Origin of the sequence: Paragemmobacter straminiformis (assembly GCF_014243445.1) — a bacterium.
Classification (GTDB): Bacteria; Pseudomonadota; Alphaproteobacteria; order Rhodobacterales; family Rhodobacteraceae; genus Paragemmobacter; species Paragemmobacter straminiformis.
Genome location: NZ_JACLQD010000001.1, coordinates 879,609 through 895,957, shown reverse-complemented (window position 1 = coordinate 895,957; position 16,349 = coordinate 879,609). Strand labels below are relative to the sequence as shown.

The window sequence follows — 16,349 nt, the reverse complement described above, 5'->3', positions numbered from 1 at the left end:
CCGGCTTCGGTCGGGGGGTCCTTTCCAGCCCAGCTGACAGTGAGGTTACACAGTGTCCGAGTTGATCCCTCTTCGCGTTTTCCGCGTCTATCTTCATCCCGACTTTGCGCCAAGCCGCCGCGCCCAATTCGAACTGGTGGCGCTGCCCTTTGCTACTCCGGCTGATGTCAATGCGGCTTTGGATGCAGGCGTAGTCGTACGTGGGCTGCGTTTGGTCGCCTGGCCCGCGCCCAACGACAATGCGGTCCGCCTGATCGACCGGACGTGGCTGATGCATCTGCAGCGCGCCGAGGTCACCGATGTGCAGACCAGCGCGTTCCTGTGCATGTTCCGCCCCTCGGCGGAGCCTGCCCTGCCGACCAAGACGGAGGCCTTGTGATGTCGGCATCCGTCATCCGCAAGATCCATGTCGGCTGTCGGCAGTTGGGCATCGACGAGGAAACCCGCCGCGACCTGACGCTGCAGGTCGTGGGCAAGGATAGCTTGCGCGCCTGTTCCACGACCGAACTGGAGGCGGTGGTCGATGCGCTGAAGGCGCGCGGGTTCAAGCCCGAGGCCAAGGGCACCAAGGCCCGCGCCCCGCGCCCCTTTGCCAGCCGGAGCGACGTGCGCTTCTGCCATGTGCTCTGGTCGAAGTTGGTCCATGCCGGTGCCGTCGCCGTGCCGGGGGCCGAGGGGCTGAACGCCTTTGTCCGCGCCCGCTTCGAGAAGAGCTGGGGCGCTGTCCCGATCGACGTCGACCAGATGCGCGACTGGAAGCAGATCGCATCGGTGATCGAGGCGCTGAAGGGCATGTGTGCGCGGGCGGGCATCAAGGTGGAGGCGCGGTGATGGTTGATCGTTTGGCCGACCCAGAGTTGGCCCCTGCACTTGCCTCGAGCTCAGTAGTAGTCTCCAGTGCGGTTTCTGCGAATGGGGGTTTCCCGCTCGAAGTCGTAAAAGACCTGGCACGGATGGCACCGTTTGCCCGATCCGGCCGGCTGCAGGAATGTCCGAACGCCATGCTCCGCGCATTGTGGGCAAAGGTAGTGCGACGGCGAACCATTCACGGCGTCTTTGGCGGCAAGGACGATCGCACCTTCCGGAGTATGGAACGGCACGTAATCGCGCATCATTTCGGCGCGGCGATCAGCCTGAGCCATCTCAGTTCTGTGTTTGAGCAGGACATCGAGAAGGTTTATCTGCGCGAGCTTTGTTTCGACGAGTTGTTCTTGAAGCTGTCTCAAGAGCTCAGCGGTTTGCGGGTCGACTTTTTCACCTTCGCTCTTCAGAACGCCGCCAATCTTTTTGGCAAGATCGATGCCTCCGCCAACCAGACCGACCACGGCCTGCGTGCTGCTGACAATGCCATCAAAATCCATGGTCGGTGTTCCTTTTCTATGACGCCGGAGAACGATTCGCCCCGACATGATGGCACGGCATCGTACAAGTTAAAGACCTTGCAGGTTGAAGCGTATGGCTGACCCCCGCATCGTTACGCGGCAGTTCATCGACCGCCGCCCCGCTGGCGGGTTCCAGATGATCATGGCCGACCCGCCTTGGGCCTACGAGATGCGCAGCCCCAAGGGTTACGAGCGCGCGCCGCAGGCACATTACGAATGCATGACCCTCGACGAGATCGCCGCCCTGCCCGTGTCGATCCTTGCCGCTGAAAACTGCCTGCTGTGGCTCTGGGCGGTGTCGCCGATGCTGCCCGCCGCGCTGCAGGTGATCGAGGCGTGGGGGTTCGAGTACAAGACAGGCGGGCATTGGGTGAAGACGGCGAAGTCGGCGGGGAAGCTCGCCTTCGGCACCGGCTATCTGCTGCGAAACGCGGGCGAGCCCTTCCTGATCGCCACACGAGGCGCGCCCCGCACCGAGAAATGCGTGCGGTCGGTCGTGATGGCGCCGAAGCGCGAGCATAGCCGGAAGCCGGACGAGGCCTTTGCAGCGGCCGAGGCGCTGATGCCACAGGCGCAGAGGATCGAGCTGTTCAGCCGCCAGCCGCGCGCGGGCTGGGCGGGTTGGGGCAACGAGGCGGGCAAGTTCGAGGGCGTGGCATGACGGAGCGCCCCGAATTCCCGCCGTTGGGGGCCCTGACGCTTAACCCCGAGCAGGTGGCCATCCTCCACCTCTTCGATCGGTTGCGTGTGCTGGAGGAGGCATTCCAGCGCGAGGTCCTGAAGAACGAGCGGGCACAGCGTGGGCTTCGCAGCCATATCGAGATGCTGAAGGCCAAGGTCAACTCGCTGCAGCGCGAGGTGCGGTCGTGACCGTGCGTCCCCCCGCCCATGTTGAACCCTATGTCATGGCCCTTGGCGAGGATGAGGCCGTCCGGTTCTTTGTGGCCTTCGGCGGGGCCGAGCTTTACATCGCCCGCGATCCCAAAGGGCGCGGCATGGTCGAGCGCGAGCTGGGGGTCGAGACTGCCCGCCGTCTGGCCGATCTGGCCGACCGCGTCCACCTGCCCCGCCGCGTTCCGATGCCCAAACCGTGGCTTGCGCAGCTCTGGAAATCTCAGGGCTTGCCCGTTGCAGAAATTGCACGCAGACTGCACGCGTCGGATGTGGCCGTGCGCCGCTGGCTTGCCGCTGTCCCCGCCAGCACCGATGCCGCCCCCGACAGCCGCCAGATGCGTCTCTTCTGACTTCGCCACCCCGCACGCCGTTGCGGGCTAATTTCCCGAAATTCGCATTGCATCCTGACCCCTGAAACCGGGGGTTGAAGCCCCGCTCAGCGGGGATTTTTCATGCGCACGTCACAGAAGGGTCTGGCCGCTCTCGAACTCGAAGACGGTATGGTCCTTCGGTCGTATCTTTGTCCCGCAGGCAAGTGGACCATCGGCCCCGGCATCACCAGCGCCGCGGGTGTGGGCAAGGTCGGGCCGCGCATGCAGATCACCCTCGATCAGGCCCGGGTCATGACAGAGCAGGCCTTGGCGAAGAATTACGAGCCGACGGTCAACGCCGTGATGGGCCGCGCCAATCAGTGGGAGTTCGACGCAGGCAGCCGAAGGCAACCTCCAGTTGCTGATCAGCAGCTCGCGCCGCCCGCCTTGGGCCGCGCCGGCCGCGATGGTGTAGGTCGTGGTGACCTCGGATATCTGCAATCCGGCGAAGCATTCCCGCACCTCGGGCAAGTCGTTCAGCGACAGGATAAAGTGGCCTTTAAGGCCCCGTAAAAGGCCCGCCAAATCCTCGAACCGCTCGCGGCTGAAGAGGGTCCGGCCATAGTCGTCCTCGCAGCCCCAATAGGGCGGGTCGAGGTAGAACAGCACGCCCTCCCGATCGACGCGGCAGGCGGCCGGGCGGCTAGAGGATTTCGCCCCCGTCGATGACCAGCGCGAGGCCGGTCACAAAGGACGAACGGTCCGATGCGAGGAAAACGATGCCGTCGGCGATTTCCTGCGGCGTGGCCCAGCGGCCCATCGGGATGGTGTCGCTGATGTAGGATTCGAGCGCCGCGCGCCCGCCCATCTGCCGTTCGAACCCTGCGTTGAAGGGGGTGTCCACGAAACCGGGGCACAGGGCGTTGAAGCGGATCTTCTCGCGCGCGTAGTCGGCGGCCATCTGGCGCACCATCGCGACGGCGGCGTGTTTGGTCGTGGCATAAGAGATCATGCCGCGGTCGTATTGGCAGCCGGAATTGGAGGCGGTGATGATGACCGACCCGCCGCCCTGCGCGCGCATCTGCGGCAGCACGGCGCGCGACAGCACGAAATGCGACCGCACGTTCAGCGCCCAAGACAGGTCCATCTGCGCGGGGCTCACCTCTTCCAGCTTTCCGGCGATCTGGATGCCCGCGTGCGAATGCACCACATCAAGCCGTCCGTGGCGGGCGGTGATATCGGCGACGACGGCGTCGATTGCGGCATCGTCGCGCACGTCGAGGGGCAGGGCTTCGGCCTTGCCTCTGTCCGCGCGGATGGCGGCGGCGGTTGCCTCGGCAAGGGTGGGGTCGAGGTCGGTCACGATGACGGTCGCACCTTCGCCGCCCATCGCGATCGCCCCTGCCCGCCCGATGCCCGAGCCTGCGCCCGTCACCAGAACGACGCGTGATTGCAGGCATCCGGACATGGGGTGCGCTCCTGTCATTGTTTGGAGGTGCCGGCCCGCCGCAGCATCGTCTGGGCCAGAACGAGCAGCAGCAGCGAGGTGGCCATGACCATCGTGCCGATGGCGTTGATTTCGGGCGTCACGCCGCGGCGGATCGACGAGAAGATGTAGATGGGCAGCGTGGTTTCAGAGCCTGCGACGAAGAAGGCGATGATGAAGTCGTCGAAGCTGAAGGTGAAGGCGAGCAGGAAGCCCGCGAGGATGGCGGGAAAGAGCAGCGGCAGCGTCACCTGCCAGAAGGTGGCGAGGGGGCTTGCCCCGAGGTCCGACGAGGCCTCGATCAGGCTGCGGTCCATCGCCTCGATGCGGGCGCGGACGATGACGATGACCAGCGACATGGTGAACAGGACATGCGCGGCTGTCAGGCTGGCAAAGCCCATCGACAGGCGGTAGCCGGTCAGCGGTTCGAGCCACGGGTTGACGCTGTCGAAGACGGTGACAAGCGCGATGAGGGTGGCGATGCCGATCACGATGCCGGGGATCATGATGGCGATGTAGACCATCGCGTCGAACAGCACGCGCAGGCGGCCTTTCATGCCGGTCAGGGCAAGGGCCGCCATCGTGCCGAAAACCGAGGCGAGGACCGCCGAGGTGAGGGCGACCGAGGCCGAAGTCTTGAGCGCGTCGATCACGAAGGGATTGGACAGCGCCTTGCCATACCAGACGACCGAGACGCCCTGCATCTGGCTGGCCGAGCGGCCTGCCGAAAAGCTGAACAGCGCGATGATCCCGATGGGCAGGTACAGGAACAGGTAGACGAGCGTGGCGTAAATGCGCATGCGGCCCCCTACATCACGCCGATGTCGTCGCGGGCCGCGCCGATGCGTTTCAGGAAGCGCATGTAAAGCGTGACCACGACAAGCATGGTTGCAACCAGCGTCACGGACATGGCCGAACCAAAGGCCCAGTTGCGCGATTGCAGGAACAGATCGACCAGCGCGTTGCCGACGAAAAAGACCTTTCCGCCGCCAAGCATCTGCGGGATCAGGTATTCCCCCATCAAAAGGATGAAGACGAGCATCGACCCCGTCGCCACGCCGGGCAGCGACAGCGGCAGCGTCACTTGCAGGAAGCTGCGCCACGGCGGCGCGCCAAGGTCGGCTGCCGCTTCGAGAAGGCGTTTGTCGAGTTTCTCGAGGCTGACATAGACCGGAAAGACCATCAGCGGCAGGTAGCCGTAGACGATGCCCACCAGCACCGCGAAGGGGGTGTTGATCAGCCGCCAGTCACCAAGGCCGAGGTCGGCCAGAAGTGTCGGGATGCCGCGCCCGCCGAGCAGGTAGATCCAGGCGTAGGAGCGGATCAGGATCGAGGTCCAGAAGGGCACGATCACCAGCACCAGAAGCGCCGTGCGCCATTTCGGGTTGACGCGGACAGCAAGGAAATAGGCCAGCGGATAGGCGATCAGCAGCGCGGCCAGCGTGCCGGCGGGGGCAAGGACCAGCGTGTTCTTGAAGGCGGCCCAGCGGCTGCCGAGATTGGCATATTGCGCAAGGGTGAAGGCGGGGGCGTATCCGCCCGCCGCCGCGCGTTCTCCGAAGGAATAGACAAGGACGACGGCAAGCGGCAGCACCAGCAGGGCCGCATACCACAGCCCTGCCGGACCCAGCAGCAAAAGCCGCGCCTTGTGCCGCGAGATCGCCATCGTCCTGTCCGTTCCCCTTTGCCGCGCCGCTGCCTCAGGCCGATTTGAACCGCGCCATAAGCTCGGCACGGTTCGGATCGGTCAGGGTGACCGCCGCGCCGAATTCGAGCGCGTTCAGCAATTCGGCGGCGGGGTGCAGGATCGGGTCGGCCAGCAGCTCGGGCGGCAGAAGCGCGTTGACGCGCGAATCCGCGACCGGGAAGCCGTGGGCCAGCGCCTCTTTCGCGTTCACCTGCGGGTCGATCAGGTAGTTGATCAGCGCATAGGCCGCGTCGCGGTGCGGGGCGTTCTTGGGGATGGCGTAGTAATCCGACCAGATCTCGCCGCCTTCCTTGCCCACGGCGAACTGGATTTCGGGGATGTCGCGGTTGAGCTGCTTGCCTTCGCCGGTCCAGCACATGGTCAGCCACGCGTCGCCGTTGCGCATGGCGGGCTGGTAGTCGGAGGTGATGGCGAAGAGGTGGGGCTTGACGTCGATCAGCAGCTTCTCGGCGTCGGCAAGTTCCTTGGCGTCGATCGAGTTGAAGGAATAGCCGAAGTATTTCAGCGCGTTGCCGATGGTGGTGAGCTGGTAGTCATGCACCATCGTCCGGCCCGAGAAATCGGTCATGGTGACGTCGAAGAATTCCTTCCAGCTGGTGAAGGGGGCCTTGGCCTTGCTGCTGTCCCAGGCCATGCCGGTGGTGCCCCAGTTCTTGGGCACGGCATAGAGCTTGCCGCCGACGGTGCCCGCATCCGCAAAGCGCGCCTCGAACGCGGCCGCGTCGTAATTGGGCAGTTTCGACAGGTCCAGGGGTTCGATCAGGTCGGCATCGACATAGGTGGTGATCGTGTAGTTGGTGGGCACGAACACATCCCAGCCCGAGCCGCCCGCCTGCAATTTGGCCAGCATCTCCTCGTTCGAGCCGAAGACGTTGACCTGCACGGCGGCCCCCGTTTCGGCGGCGAAGGCGTCGAAGTTGGCGGGGTCATGGTAGTTGGGCCAGGTGGCCAGCACCACCTCGCCGCCGATGTCCTGGGCAAAGGCGCGGCGCGGTGACAAGAGAGGCATGGCGCCCCCCATCACGGCCATGGCGGTGCCAAGGCCCGTCACGCCAAGGAAATGCCGTCGCGTGACCGACCCTTTGCGATACCGGAGCAACTCTTCGATGAACTTCTGACGCGTGATCGGAGCCTTGTCGTCTTGCATGTGTCCGTTCCCTTGTTGGAGGTGTCAGTCTTGACCGAGGATCAGGCCGCTGCCGTGATCCCAGAGGACGTGGACGGTTCTTCCCACGTCGGCACCCGGCAGGCTTCTTTCGGCCTGTCTGGGCACGTTGACCTGCAATTGTCCCAGCACGGGATGATGCAGCAGGCATTCGATATGTTCGCCGAGAAAGGTCTTGTGCGTGATGGTCGCGGCAAAACCCGTGGCCCCCGCGTCGACACTGTCCGAGACCGAGAGGCGCAGGGCTTCGGGGCGGACGGCGATGGCCACCCTGTCGCCCGCCGCGCGGTCGCCGGCAGAAAAGACCGTGACCGACGATCCGTCGGCCAGCGCGACGCGGGCCTGACCGTCGGCGGTCGATTGCACTGTGGCGTCGAGCATGTTCGCGCTGCCGACGAAACCGGCGGCGTAGCGGTTGGCGGGGCGGTCATAAAGGTCGCGCGGGGTGCCGATCTGCACGATGCGCCCCTGACCCATAAGGCAGATGCGGTCCGACATGGACAGGGCTTCCTGCTGGTCATGGGTCACAAGGATGAAGGTGATGCCCAGCACACGTTGCAGCGACAGCAGTTCCATCTGCATCTCGCCGCGCAGTTTGGCGTCGAGTGCGGCCATCGGTTCGTCGAGAAGCAGCACCTTGGGTTCGTTGACGATGGCGCGGGCCAGTGCCACGCGCTGTTGCTGGCCGCCCGACATCTGCCAGATGCGGCGCGGGCCAAAGTCCGAAAGGCGCACGGTTTCAAGCGCGCGGTCGACGCGGCGGGCGATTTCGGCGCGGTCCATGCGCGGGCGGCGCTGGCGCAGGCCGTAGCCCACGTTTTCGGCCACCGTCATATGCGGAAAGAGCGCGTATTGCTGGAACACCATGTTCACGGGGCGGCGGTGCGCGGGGGCGTCGCCCATATCCTGCCCGTCGATCAGGATGCGCCCTTCGGTCGGGGTTTCAAGCCCGGCCAGCATGCGCAGCGCCGTCGTCTTGCCGCAGCCGGACGGGCCGAGAAAGGACAGGAACTCTCCCCGCCGGATTTGCAGGTTGAGCCGCTCTGCCGCCACGATGTCGCCGAACCGCTTCGTCGTATCGACGAATTCGGCGATCACGGGCGCTTGGCTTTCGTCTTCGCCTCGGGTCGGAGCCGTCATCTGGCGGGCATTCCCTGTGATTGGGCACGCGCGGGTGCCTATTCCTTTCGTGGCCTTCAGCCTATGAAGGGCGGCAAAGCCTGTATATACCCTAAAAGGCATAGATCGGGGCAAAAGGGGCGGAACGAGGCAGATGGACTGGCACGTGGCAAGCGCCCGCGTCGTGGAGGCGTTGAACAGCCCCGCATTCGCGCCCGAACTGGTCGGCGCGCTGCGCTGCATCGCGCCTTTCGAGCATAGCGTCACCTTTGCCTATCGCGGCGACCAGCGCCCCTTGGCGCTGCATGACGAATTTCCGGACTGGAAGCGCAAGGTGATGGTGGCCGACTATCAGGCCGGTCCCTATCTGCTGGACCCGTTCTACCTGAACGCCACGACCACGGCCTTGCCCCGCATCGTGCGGCTGCGCGATCTGGCGCCGGACCGTTTCTATCAGGGCGAATACTTCCGGAATTACTACATCCAGACCGAACTGGCCGAGGAAATCGGCTTCATGGTCGATGCGGGCCAAGGGGTCAGCGTGGTGATCTCGGCGATGCGCAGCTCGCGGGCCTTTACCGCGCGCGAGTTTCGTGACCTTGCGGCGGTGCTGCCCTTCGTCGCTGCCGTGGCGCGGCGCAACTGGTCGGATCTGGCGCGGCAGTTCGAGGACGGGCCGGCGGCCGGTTCGGGGCCTGCGCTGACCTCGCTGATCGACCACGCCTTTCGCAGCCTCGGGCGCAACCTGCTGACGGCGCGCGAGACCGAGGTGGTGGAATACACGCTCAAGGGCTATTCCGCCGAGGCGACGGGGCAGGCGATGGGGATCACGCCGGGGACGGTGCGCATTCACAAGCGCAACATCTACACCAAGTTGCAGATCGGATCGCAGGGCGAGCTGTTCTCGCGCTTCATCTCGACCCTGTCGTCGCTGCGGTGACCGGCTGGCCGGAGGGCGGCCAAATGACCACGCCTTTCGTATAGTGGATAGTGGCCCTGCCCGCGTTGCGGAATCCTGTTGCCATGCGGGCGCGGATGCCCCTGCGGCAGTGCGGTCATCGAAGGGCGGGTCGCCCCGGTCCGGTCCGGACCCGCGCGGATTTCGCATCGTAAAGAGTGATGGCCCCGCGACTTGTCCTGTCCTCGTGGGCGGTTGCGGGGCCGAAGGTGCGGGTTGGCCAGTGCTATGGGCCAGCGCGGGGCCGTCAGGCGCGGCGGCGGGCGAGGGTTTCGCTGGGCCTTTCGCCAAAGGTGCGGGCATAGGCCTGCGCAAAGCGGCTGAGATGGAAAAAGCCGCTGTCGAGCGCGACCTTGGTCACCATATCCGCGCCATCGGCCGCAAGCAGGCGGTGGCGCGCCTTGTGCAGACGGATGCGGTTGAGCGCATCGCGCGGGCTGAGACCGCCATAGACCTCGTTGAAGGCCAGTTGCAGGCTGCGCAGGCTGACGCCGAGGGTGCGGGCGACCTCGACCATCGACAGCGGGTCGTCGCTGTGAAGGTGCATGATCTCTTCGGCCTGACGGACACGGTGAAAGGCCGGAAGGGTCCGCCGCGAGGGCTGTGTCGGCGGGGCGTCGCCCATCATCTCGGACAGGGTGTCGTCGATCATGACGCGGATCGCAGAGACGATCTTGGCGGGCAGGAATTCGGGCGGGCGCTGGAACAGGTCCTGACAGAGTTGCGCAAGGGTGCGGGCGAGGAAACGGCCCGTGTCGCCCTGCACCTTTGCCCCGTCGAGGACAAAGGCAGTGTCGGCCGATGTGCCGTCGCGCTGTGCCAGTTCGCGCAGGCGGGCCATCGGTATTTGCAGCGTGGCGGCGTGGAAAAGGCCCGTGGCATCAGGTGTCGACCGGGTGCGCCGTTCGGTCGGGCGAAAGGCCATGAAGTTGCCGGATGACACCCTGTAGTCGCGATCGCGGATCGCGATGTCGAGCCTGCCGGATCGCGGCAAGAGGAAGGTGACGGTTTCGGCTTCGCGAAGCGCGACCTCGTGCCCGGTCGAGCGGACGCGGCCAAGGGTGATGCCGGTGTCGCCGAGGGTCAGCAGTTCGGTGGTGATCATCCCGCGTTCGGACAGCAGCGACAGGCGCAGGGTTTCGGTGAACATGACGGACCCGCGCGCGGGGTCCATGTCGCGCCCGTAGGCGCGATGCATCCGGAACTGGGCGGGGGACTCGATCACCTGAAAATGCCTCGTGACGTCGAAACGGATGTGCGGACAACGGGAAACCTGAAAATACGCAACGTGTTACGCGCCTTGCCCGTGGCGGTGATCGCTGCGCGGCGCGGCCAGCCGGAAAAACGGGCAGGTGATATTAACCATTATTATTCAGCAGGTTTCGCGAAATGCACGTGTTTTTTGCCGAAAGGCTCTCGCCTTGGTTGTGGGGCGGTGCGACCTGACGGCTGCCTTCGGCGATTGCACAATTTATGGGCGAATCGTGACGCCGACAGACAGCCACGGGCCTGTCGCCATGCAAGGCGCTGTCAGCCGCCGTTCACCACGGCTTCGGGAATGGCGTAGCGTTCGGCCCCGATGCGGATCCGGAACATGTCGCCCGACTTGTCAAAGGTGACATCGGCGGGCGCGTCAGCCGATACGGGTTTGCCGCCCTCGAACAGGATCGCGCGTTCGGTGCCATCGTCCAGCACGACCCAGACGCCGGCATTGCCGGGGCCGTCGCGGACCACGCCGAAGGGGCAGGATGCCAAGGTGTCGCCGCTGGCCGCGCAGGGGATTTCTCCGGTGGCGTCGAAGGGCAGGCCGTTGCCCTTGGGCCCGCCCGGGGGCACCTCGGCGGCCATCGGGGCTGCGGTTTCGACCAGATAGCGCCCCGCGACCCAGCCCTGCACGCCCGATCCGTCGACACGGACGCTGCACCAGCGGGTCGCGCCCGACATGCGGCAACCGCGGTTCTGCATCACCTCGCCGTTCTGGGCCTTGCCGGTGACGGGGTAGCGGGTGCCGGGGCCCGAGCGGATGTTGAGCGCGCCACCTGTCACGCCGGAGACGGCCCACCAGTCGGGGCCGCCCGCCAGACCATCGGCGAAATCGGCGCCGCCAAGCCCGATCAACACGCTGTAGTCGGCGCTTTCGCCGCGCCGCGCCGCGTTGCGCATGAGGGAGACCCGCACGACATAGGTTCCGGCTGCGGGAAGCGGAATGTCGGCGACAGCGCCCGAGGTCGAGCCGACGAACAGCGCCTCGGCCCCGCCTTGGGGCAGGATGTTGAAAGAGAGGCTGGCGTTCGATGTCGCAAGGTCGACCGAAAGCGTCTGTCCCGCTTCGGCGGCAACGGAATATTCATCGGTTTCGTCACCCCTGAGGCTGCCGGTCAGAAGGGTTCCGCGCGCATCGGCCGCCACGGTTTCGGCCTGCGCCAAGACGGGATGCGACAGGGCGAGCGAGAGGGCCAGTGACAGGGCCAGCGACCGGGCGAGGGCCGGAACGGACCTTGCGGCCAGAGTCGGACGGGCGGGTGCAAAAGGCATCGGCTTCTCCTGATGCAGGGCTTTGGCCGACTGTTCCGGCAATGGCGGCACCGCGCTATCCGAAAGGCGAAGCGCGGGCGGGCGCCGTCTTGTGCAAGCTCCGCATCGGCCCGGTTTCGCGTAACGGATAGTGACGCTGCATCAACGCGTTAGGCTGGTCGCATCGCGGCCCGTGGCGGGTGGGCGGACGGGGGCAGGAAATGAACAGGCGGCTCGCCATTGCGCTTTCGGCCTTTGTCCTTTGGACGATGGTCACGATCATCGGCGGCAACCTTGCCTCGGGCGGCGAGATGTCGTTGCAGGACGGGGTTACGCGGGGCATCGGCTGGACTTGGGTGCTGGCCTCGGCCTTCATCCTGACGGTCGCGCTGTTGCAGCAGTGGCACGATGTGGGGCTGACGCGGGGCGCGTCCTTGCGGGCGTGGCGGCTGGTCTGGCTGCCCGCGCTTTACATCGCGGGGGCCCTGGCCGTAGCGGCTGCGGCCGGCCTGCCGCCTGCGGGGGTGATGGGGATCATTCTGGTCAACACGCTTTTCGTGGGCTTTTCGGAAGAGCTGATGTTCCGGGGGGTGCTTTTGCAGGCCTTTCGCCGCAGCGTGCCGGTCTGGGGCGCGGTGATGCTGACCTCGGTCGCCTTCGGGGCGGTGCATAGCCTGAACGTCTTTGTCACCGGCGATCTGGCGGCGGCGTTGATCCAGTCGACGGCGGCCTTCATGAGCGGGCTTGTGTTCATCGCCCTGCGGCTGCGCACGGGGTCGCTTTGGCCGCCGGTCATTCTGCACGGGCTGTGGGATTTCGCCACGTTCCTGCTGGGTGCGGCGGGGGGGCAGGGCGGGGGGGCGCAGGACGGGGGGACGCAGGGCGGGGGGACGGATGTCGCGGTTGTGTCAGGCTGGACGATGTTCCTGCCCGTGCTGGTCGTGCTGCCCAATGCGATCTACGGGATTTGGCTGATGCGCCGCATCGGCACGACGCATCGCGACCCCGACAGCTAGCGACAGAACAGGGTGACGGGCGGCTTTGCTGCCGCCCGCCCGCCTTGGCTTGGCGTCAGTCATCGGCCAGAAGCGCCTTCCACAACAGGGCGCCAAGGGCCGCGCCGGCCAGAGGGGCGATCCAGAACAGCCAGAGTTGCCCCAGCGCCGGCCCTTCGGCAAAAAGGGCCATGCCGGTCGAGCGGGCCGGATTGACCGAGGTGTTGGTCACCGGAATCGAGACGAGGTGGATGAGCGTGAGGCAAAGCCCGATGGCGATGGGGGCAAAGCCTGCGGGTGCCGTCTTTGCGGTGGCGCCAAGGATGACGATCAGGAAGAAGGCGGTCATCACCACCTCGGTCACCAGCGCCGCGACAAGCCCGAAGCCGCCGGGCGAGGCCGCGCCGTAGCCGTTCGAGGCAAACCCGCCCAGACCTGCGAAATCGGCCTTGCCCGAGACGATGACGGCCAGCACCGCCGCTGCGAGCACCGCGCCCACGACCTGCGCGACCCAATAGCCCGCAAGGTTGCGCATCTCGAACCGTCCGGCAAGCGCGAGGCCAAGGCTGACGGCGGGGTTGAAATGCCCCCCCGAGATGCCGCCCACCGCATAGGCCATTGTCAGCACCGTCAGACCGAAGGCCAGCGACACCCCCAGAAGGCCGATGCCGACCTCGGGGAAGCCTGCTGCCAGAACCGCGCTGCCGCAGCCGCCAAGCACGAGCCAGAAGGTGCCGAATGCCTCGGCCACGAGTTTTCGTTTCATCGGGATGTCCTGAAAATGGGGGAAAGGTGGCCTGCCCCGCGCAGCACCTGTCTGGGGTGCGGCGCGGGGCGGGCGTGTCAGAGTTTGCCGCCGCGCAGGTCGATCAGCTCTCCCGTGTCGCGCATCTTGCAGACCATGTGCTGATGCCCGACCGCGGCTTCGATTTCCCATTGGTGTTTGCCGGGCGAGCGGGATTTGACGAAATGCACGCTGCCCGTATCGACATCGAAGTTTTGCGCCACGATATCGGCACAGCCTGACAGCGCCATCGGCGGGGCCTTTTGGCCCGTGGCCGGAATGCGGAGGTGGGCTGTGGAATTCTCGCGTTCGGCCAAGCCTGCTTCGTAGCCTTCGGCATAGTGGCGGGTGCTGCCGCGCGAGTCGTAGCTGTAGCCGTGGACGCCGTCGCGGTAGCCGCGTTCGAACTCGGCCGTCTGCATGGCATTCGCGGGGGAATAGCCGTTGCGGTAATGGTGCTGGTTATGCGCAAGGGCCGCGATGCCCAGAATTGCGATGGCGGCGGCGGCCTTCTCGCCCGCGGTCATTTCGGCATGTGCCGGAGCAGTGGCGACCGTCAGGCAAAGTGCGGCAGAGCCGAGCAGCAGGATGTGATGCTTCATCAGGAAATCTCCTGTCCCGAAGGGGGCGGCCCGCGCCTGTCAGGGCCCGGACCGCAGGTTGCGACCTATCCGGAAGTGTAGGGACGGCCTCTGCCTGCCACTATCCGCAAAGCGAAAGGGCGCGCGGCGCGGTTCAGGGTGAAGGAACAGCCGTCACGCGCAGGTCGCGCACGGGGAAGGGAATGATGACCCCCGTTTCGGCAAAGCTGCGCAGGATCGAGAAATAGAGGTCAGACCGCACCGGAACCCCCTTGCCGATGTCGCGCACGAAGCAGCGCAGTTCGAGTTCGACGCTGCTGTCGCCCGGTTTCATCAGAAAGACGACGGGTTCGGGGTGGGCCAGAACCATCGGATGCGCCCGTGCAAGCCCGAGCAGGGTTTCGCGCACAAGGTCGAGGTCGCTGCCATAGGCGACGCCCACCGGCAGGTCGATCCGCCCCGACAGACTGCCCAAGGTCATGTTGCGCACCGATCCGGTGACAAGGTCGGCGTTGGGCACGATGACGTCATGGCCGTCAAAGGTTTCGAGGCGGGTCGAGCGGACCGAGATCTTGCGCACGGTGCCCGAGTGGCCCTTGACCTCGATCCAGTCGCCCTCTTTGATCGGGCGCTCGACCAGCAGGATGATGCCGCTGACGAAGTTCGACACGATGGCTTGCAGGCCGAAGCCGATGCCCACCGAAAGCGCGCCCGCGACGATGGCAAGGCTGGCAAGGTTGATCCCCGCCATCGTGATCGCCACCAGCGCCGAGACGAGGATGCCCGCATAGCCGAAGCCGGTGACGATGGCGCTTTGACCGCCCCGGTCGATGCGCGTGTTGGGCAGGACGTCGAAGCGCAGCAGTTTCTGGACCCAGCGCGTCAGGACCACACCCAGCGCGAACACTCCGACCAGCACGACCACCCCGCCAAGCGAGAGCCGCGTGCCGCCAAGGTCGATCCCGTCGCGCAAGAGCCGGAAGCCGTCGCGCAGGTCGGACAGGCGCGCGCCCCAAAGGAGCGCATGCAGGGGCAGGGACAGCAGCCCCAGCGCGGTGCCGACGGCGATGGCCGTCAGCGCCACGCTTGCCCCCGTGGCGTCGCTTTCGGGGCGGACGGCACCTGTCAGGCCGCGTGCGGCCAGAAGGATGGCGCGTTGCACGACGATGGTCATGCCGATGAGCCAGAGCGAGATCAGGCAGGGGTCGATCATCGCGCGGCCAAGGGCGGAATAGCCAAGCACCGCCGCCACCACCGCGGCGACCGCCACGGCCCGCAGGGCCTGCGCCAGCACGCGGCGCAGATCGTGCGACCGCGCCGCGCCATCGGCGGCAAGCAGGCTGCGCGCCAGCGCCCAGAGCAATGCTGCGGCCGTGGCCAGAAGCACCAGAGCGACAAGCGCGTTGCCCTCGGCACCGAGCCGGCCTTCGACCTCGGCCGCTTCGGCGAACATCTCGAGGACCACGACAAGGCCCAGACCCTGCACAAGCCGCGTGGCGCGCCGCGCCTCTGCGCCGGTCAGCGCGATGATGCGGCGGTGCGGGGCATCGGGGGCGAAAAGCGCATGCGCCAGCCAATGCGCCGCCATGAGTATGACCGGCAGCACGACAAGTTCGCTGGCGGTTTCGGGCATGCCGGCCGGCCGCAGGAAAGGCGCGGCAAGTCCGGCGGCGCCGATCGCCGCCAGCAGATAGGCGGCCACGGCGCGCAGGACCAGCGACAGGGCGACGCGCGCCCGCCTCGGGCGGCCATCGGGCGCGCGTTCGCCCGCCTCGACGCGGCGCATCAGCGCGGGCAGGCCGATGAACCAGCCCAGAACCGAGAGCGGCACAAGCACCGCCAGCATGACAAGCGCGGTGCGCAGCCAGTCCTGACGCGACGGGAGGGCGGCATCGGCCGCAAAGCCCTGCCGCAGGCGCGCCCCCTCGGCGGCGATGCCCGATGCGCCCTTGGCAAGGGTTTCGGGCCAGAGGGGCGAGGGGCCGCGCCCGAGGATTTCGGCGCGGGTGCGGGCGCGCGACTGCCGGTCGAGATCGGCGATCAGCACGCGCAACCGCGCAAGGGCCAACCTTCCCGCCAGAAGCGGCGCGTCGGCTTCGGCTACGGCTTCGGCCAGACGGACCCGTTCGGCGGCGATCCGCGCGGGTTCGGTTTCACCCGCAGGCGGGGGCGGGGGCAGTTCCGCCAGTTCCGCCCGCAACGCCCTGACCGCGACATCGCCGCGCGCATCGGCGGCGGCCAGCGCATCGCGCAGTCCGGCAAGTTCGGCGCGCAGGGCTTCGAGGGTGTGCAGCTCGACCCCGCCCGAGCGGATCGCCCCTTCGGCGCGGGTGGCGGCGTCTTCGATACGGGCGGCGTCGGGGGGCGTTTCGGTTTCGGCCCGTGCCGCGCATGGCAGGGCCAGCGCCACGAGAAGCGCCGTTCGCAAAACTCCGCCTCGCCACTTCGCTGT

The 16,349-nt window shown here is 66.6% G+C and carries 19 protein-coding genes; 9 read left to right on the top strand and 10 right to left on the bottom strand.

The window, feature by feature from the left end:
• The first annotated feature begins 52 nt into the window (after nt 1–52).
• The 7 genes from H7F16_RS04165 to H7F16_RS20025 all read left to right on the top strand — a co-directional run bounded on the left by H7F16_RS04165 (nt 53) and on the right by H7F16_RS20025 (nt 3,160).
• On the top strand, nt 53–379 hold the full coding sequence (locus H7F16_RS04165; protein ID WP_185796264.1) for a hypothetical protein: 327 nt from the start codon (nt 53–55) through the stop codon (nt 377–379).
• Entirely contained in the window at nt 379–831 is a 453-nt protein-coding gene (locus tag H7F16_RS04160) for a regulatory protein GemA (RefSeq protein WP_185796263.1), read from the top strand. Before H7F16_RS04165 ends, H7F16_RS04160 begins: the two co-directional genes overlap by 1 nt.
• Nucleotides 831–1,463: a hypothetical protein gene (locus tag H7F16_RS04155; RefSeq protein WP_185796262.1), complete on the top strand. Its 633-nt coding sequence runs from the start codon at nt 831–833 to the stop codon at nt 1,461–1,463. The genes H7F16_RS04160 and H7F16_RS04155 overlap by 1 nt, the downstream gene beginning before the upstream one ends.
• A complete protein-coding gene (locus H7F16_RS04150; RefSeq protein ID WP_185796261.1) occupies nt 1,456–2,043 on the top strand; it encodes an MT-A70 family methyltransferase in 588 nt (195 codons plus the stop codon). The genes H7F16_RS04155 and H7F16_RS04150 overlap by 8 nt, the downstream gene beginning before the upstream one ends.
• Nucleotides 2,040–2,252 carry a hypothetical protein gene (locus H7F16_RS04145; protein ID WP_185796260.1) on the top strand — a complete coding sequence of 71 codons (213 nt, stop codon included), beginning with the start codon at nt 2,040–2,042 and terminating at the stop codon, nt 2,250–2,252. Before H7F16_RS04150 ends, H7F16_RS04145 begins: the two co-directional genes overlap by 4 nt.
• The gene (locus tag H7F16_RS04140) at nt 2,249–2,626 is read left to right on the top strand and encodes a helix-turn-helix domain-containing protein (protein ID WP_338401951.1); all 378 of its coding nucleotides are present in this window, start codon (nt 2,249–2,251) and stop codon (nt 2,624–2,626) included. Before H7F16_RS04145 ends, H7F16_RS04140 begins: the two co-directional genes overlap by 4 nt.
• A 102-nt stretch (nt 2,627–2,728) precedes the next feature.
• The gene (locus H7F16_RS20025) at nt 2,729–3,160 is read left to right on the top strand and encodes a lysozyme (RefSeq protein ID WP_422121099.1); all 432 of its coding nucleotides are present in this window, start codon (nt 2,729–2,731) and stop codon (nt 3,158–3,160) included.
• A 130-nt stretch (nt 3,161–3,290) separates the two neighbouring features.
• Here H7F16_RS20025 and H7F16_RS04130 read toward each other — a convergent pair whose 3' ends face one another.
• The 5 genes from H7F16_RS04130 to H7F16_RS04110 are packed head-to-tail and all read right to left on the bottom strand — an operon-like array spanning nt 3,291 to nt 8,086.
• Nucleotides 3,291–4,055 carry an SDR family NAD(P)-dependent oxidoreductase gene (locus tag H7F16_RS04130; protein WP_185796258.1) on the bottom strand — a complete coding sequence of 255 codons (765 nt, stop codon included), beginning with the start codon at nt 4,053–4,055 and terminating at the stop codon, nt 3,291–3,293.
• Nucleotides 4,056–4,069: 14 nt separating this feature from the next.
• The gene (locus tag H7F16_RS04125; RefSeq protein WP_185796257.1) at nt 4,070–4,873 is read right to left on the bottom strand and encodes an ABC transporter permease; all 804 of its coding nucleotides are present in this window, start codon (nt 4,871–4,873) and stop codon (nt 4,070–4,072) included.
• A gap of 8 nt (nt 4,874–4,881) precedes the next feature.
• Nucleotides 4,882–5,739: an ABC transporter permease gene (locus H7F16_RS04120; RefSeq protein ID WP_185796256.1), complete on the bottom strand. Its 858-nt coding sequence runs from the start codon at nt 5,737–5,739 to the stop codon at nt 4,882–4,884.
• A gap of 34 nt (nt 5,740–5,773) precedes the next feature.
• The gene (locus tag H7F16_RS04115) at nt 5,774–6,928 is read right to left on the bottom strand and encodes an ABC transporter substrate-binding protein (RefSeq protein ID WP_185796255.1); all 1,155 of its coding nucleotides are present in this window, start codon (nt 6,926–6,928) and stop codon (nt 5,774–5,776) included.
• A 24-nt stretch (nt 6,929–6,952) separates the two neighbouring features.
• On the bottom strand, nt 6,953–8,086 hold the full coding sequence (locus H7F16_RS04110) for an ABC transporter ATP-binding protein (protein WP_185796254.1): 1,134 nt from the start codon (nt 8,084–8,086) through the stop codon (nt 6,953–6,955).
• A 133-nt stretch (nt 8,087–8,219) separates the two neighbouring features.
• On the opposite strand from H7F16_RS04110, the gene H7F16_RS04105 reads away from it, so the two are divergent.
• Nucleotides 8,220–9,005, top strand: a complete 786-nt coding sequence (locus H7F16_RS04105; protein ID WP_185796253.1) for a helix-turn-helix transcriptional regulator — start codon at nt 8,220–8,222, stop codon at nt 9,003–9,005.
• A 265-nt stretch (nt 9,006–9,270) separates the two neighbouring features.
• On the opposite strand, the gene H7F16_RS04100 is transcribed toward H7F16_RS04105, so the two are convergent.
• A complete protein-coding gene (locus H7F16_RS04100; protein WP_185796252.1) occupies nt 9,271–10,248 on the bottom strand; it encodes a helix-turn-helix domain-containing protein in 978 nt (325 codons plus the stop codon).
• Between the two features lie 305 nt (nt 10,249–10,553).
• Nucleotides 10,554–11,558: an SH3 domain-containing protein gene (locus H7F16_RS04095; RefSeq protein WP_185796251.1), complete on the bottom strand. Its 1,005-nt coding sequence runs from the start codon at nt 11,556–11,558 to the stop codon at nt 10,554–10,556.
• Nucleotides 11,559–11,758: 200 nt separating this feature from the next.
• Here H7F16_RS04095 and H7F16_RS04090 point away from each other — a divergent pair, with 200 nt between their 5' ends.
• The gene (locus tag H7F16_RS04090; RefSeq protein ID WP_185796250.1) at nt 11,759–12,553 is read left to right on the top strand and encodes a CPBP family intramembrane glutamic endopeptidase; all 795 of its coding nucleotides are present in this window, start codon (nt 11,759–11,761) and stop codon (nt 12,551–12,553) included.
• Nucleotides 12,554–12,608: 55 nt separating this feature from the next.
• On the opposite strand, the gene aqpZ is transcribed toward H7F16_RS04090, so the two are convergent.
• The 3 genes from aqpZ to H7F16_RS04075 form a co-directional block, all read right to left on the bottom strand.
• The gene (aqpZ, locus tag H7F16_RS04085; protein WP_185796249.1) at nt 12,609–13,298 is read right to left on the bottom strand and encodes an aquaporin Z; all 690 of its coding nucleotides are present in this window, start codon (nt 13,296–13,298) and stop codon (nt 12,609–12,611) included.
• A gap of 77 nt (nt 13,299–13,375) precedes the next feature.
• Complete coding sequence (locus H7F16_RS04080; RefSeq protein WP_185796248.1) at nt 13,376–13,918, bottom strand: hypothetical protein; 543 nt, start codon at nt 13,916–13,918, stop codon at nt 13,376–13,378.
• Between the two features lie 133 nt (nt 13,919–14,051).
• The gene (locus tag H7F16_RS04075) at nt 14,052–16,325 is read right to left on the bottom strand and encodes a mechanosensitive ion channel domain-containing protein (RefSeq protein ID WP_185796247.1); all 2,274 of its coding nucleotides are present in this window, start codon (nt 16,323–16,325) and stop codon (nt 14,052–14,054) included.
• Between the last annotated feature and the right edge of the window lie 24 nt (nt 16,326–16,349).

Coding starts and splice junctions, on each gene's coding strand:
- H7F16_RS04080 (WP_185796248.1), bottom strand. CDS start 13,918: ATGAAGCATCACATCCTGCTGCTCGGCTCTGCCGCACTTTGCCTGACG.
- aqpZ (WP_185796249.1), bottom strand. CDS start 13,298: ATGAAACGAAAACTCGTGGCCGAGGCATTCGGCACCTTCTGGCTCGTG.
- H7F16_RS04115 (WP_185796255.1), bottom strand. CDS start 6,928: ATGCAAGACGACAAGGCTCCGATCACGCGTCAGAAGTTCATCGAAGAG.
- H7F16_RS04105 (WP_185796253.1), top strand. CDS start 8,220: ATGGACTGGCACGTGGCAAGCGCCCGCGTCGTGGAGGCGTTGAACAGC.
- H7F16_RS04160 (WP_185796263.1), top strand. CDS start 379: ATGTCGGCATCCGTCATCCGCAAGATCCATGTCGGCTGTCGGCAGTTG.
- H7F16_RS04090 (WP_185796250.1), top strand. CDS start 11,759: ATGAACAGGCGGCTCGCCATTGCGCTTTCGGCCTTTGTCCTTTGGACG.
- H7F16_RS04145 (WP_185796260.1), top strand. CDS start 2,040: ATGACGGAGCGCCCCGAATTCCCGCCGTTGGGGGCCCTGACGCTTAAC.
- H7F16_RS04125 (WP_185796257.1), bottom strand. CDS start 4,873: ATGCGCATTTACGCCACGCTCGTCTACCTGTTCCTGTACCTGCCCATC.
- H7F16_RS04155 (WP_185796262.1), top strand. CDS start 831: ATGGTTGATCGTTTGGCCGACCCAGAGTTGGCCCCTGCACTTGCCTCG.
- H7F16_RS04150 (WP_185796261.1), top strand. CDS start 1,456: ATGGCTGACCCCCGCATCGTTACGCGGCAGTTCATCGACCGCCGCCCC.
- H7F16_RS04120 (WP_185796256.1), bottom strand. CDS start 5,739: ATGGCGATCTCGCGGCACAAGGCGCGGCTTTTGCTGCTGGGTCCGGCA.
- H7F16_RS04130 (WP_185796258.1), bottom strand. CDS start 4,055: ATGTCCGGATGCCTGCAATCACGCGTCGTTCTGGTGACGGGCGCAGGC.
- H7F16_RS04095 (WP_185796251.1), bottom strand. CDS start 11,558: ATGCCTTTTGCACCCGCCCGTCCGACTCTGGCCGCAAGGTCCGTTCCG.
- H7F16_RS20025 (WP_422121099.1), top strand. CDS start 2,729: ATGCGCACGTCACAGAAGGGTCTGGCCGCTCTCGAACTCGAAGACGGT.
- H7F16_RS04110 (WP_185796254.1), bottom strand. CDS start 8,086: ATGACGGCTCCGACCCGAGGCGAAGACGAAAGCCAAGCGCCCGTGATC.